Below are 1173 nucleotides of genomic sequence, written 5' to 3'. Positions count from 1 at the left end.
CCCGCCGTCGCGGTGATGCCCGTCATATACAGTACCTCGCGGATCATCGTCATCGCCAGCTCGTGCGCCGTCATGCGGTACAGCGGCAGGTAGTGGGTCGCGTCGATGAACACCTCATCGATCGAGTAGACGTGGATATCCTCGGGCGCGATATATTTCAGATAGATCGAGTAGATACGCGAGCTGTACTGCTCGTACAGCCGCATGCGCGGCGGGGCGACGTAGTAGGACAGCTCCAGCGACGGGTCGCGCTCGAGCGTCGGCGCGTCAAATGAGGCGGAGGAGAAGTGGTATTCGCCGTTCTCATCCTTTCGGATATGACCGTTCTTGACCGCTCTGTGCAGCCGGTCACTGTTGATCTCCCGTACCCGCTGCACGACCTCGAACAGCCGCGCTCTGCCCGAGATACCGTGCGCCTTCAGGGAGGGGGAGACGGCGAGACAGATCGTCTTTTCTGTCCTCGAAGAATCGGCGACGACCAAATTGGTAGAAAGCGGGTCGAAATGTCTTTCAACGCACTCGACACTGGCGTAAAAGCTCTTTAGATCGATCGCGATATAGGTGCGTTCCATTCCGACATCCCCTTTCCTTAAGCAACCGAGAACAAATCCGAACCCGGATTTATTCTCGGTTGCTTAAATTATCCGGCAAGCGGCTTTTCGACATACCATCTGCCGATCCTGGACGCAAACAGGCTGCCGGTCTTTTCAAAGAACAGGTACCGTTCCTCTCCCTGCACTACGATTGTGTAGCAATCTCCGCTGTGACAGCCGCCGAGTGTGGACGCGGGGCGAAAATCCTTTACTGCTTCGATTTTGAACGTCCTTCCGTCCGACCATGTGATAGTACGCGGCAGCATGTATCCCGTGGAGTCAAAGTCGGAGTTTACCTTGACATAAATCTTTATATAGCGTTGCATGATGAACCCTCACGAAATCATATTGCATCTTATAGAACAAATGTACTACAAATTGACCGAAAAGTCAATAGTAAAATTATCCGTGATCCGAGATTATTCTCGGTTGCTTAGCGTATGAAAGTATGTTATACTCTCTATATGCGATTATTTTCGAGGTGTAGGTTTACAATAGAGTCGTTACAGTAGAAGTAAAAAAGAATAGCAAATAGGAAGAACCTGTGTTACAGTTAGTTCGCTTACAACAAAACTCTACA

At 50.7% G+C, this 1173-nt stretch carries 1 protein-coding gene and 1 pseudogene; both read right to left on the bottom strand.

The window, feature by feature from the left end; all coding sequences use genetic code 11:
* A pseudogene (locus R2I50_RS08415) lies at positions 1-572 on the bottom strand (DNA methylase); the annotation flags it as partial.
* Positions 573-640: 68 nt separating this feature from the next.
* Positions 641-919 carry a hypothetical protein gene (locus R2I50_RS08410; protein WP_316608708.1) on the bottom strand — a complete coding sequence of 93 codons (279 nt, stop codon included), beginning with the start codon at positions 917-919 and terminating at the stop codon, positions 641-643.
* Positions 920-1173 lie beyond the last annotated feature (254 nt).

This window comes from uncultured Ruminococcus sp., from assembly GCA_902785355.1.
Taxonomy (GTDB): Bacteria; Bacillota; Clostridia; order Oscillospirales; family Acutalibacteraceae; genus Ruminococcoides.
Note: the sequence above shows the minus strand (reverse complement) of the source record. Positions and strands in the feature narration are given on the sequence as shown.

Coding starts and splice junctions, on each gene's coding strand:
- R2I50_RS08410 (WP_316608708.1), bottom strand. CDS start 919: ATGCAACGCTATATAAAGATTTATGTCAAGGTAAACTCCGACTTTGAC.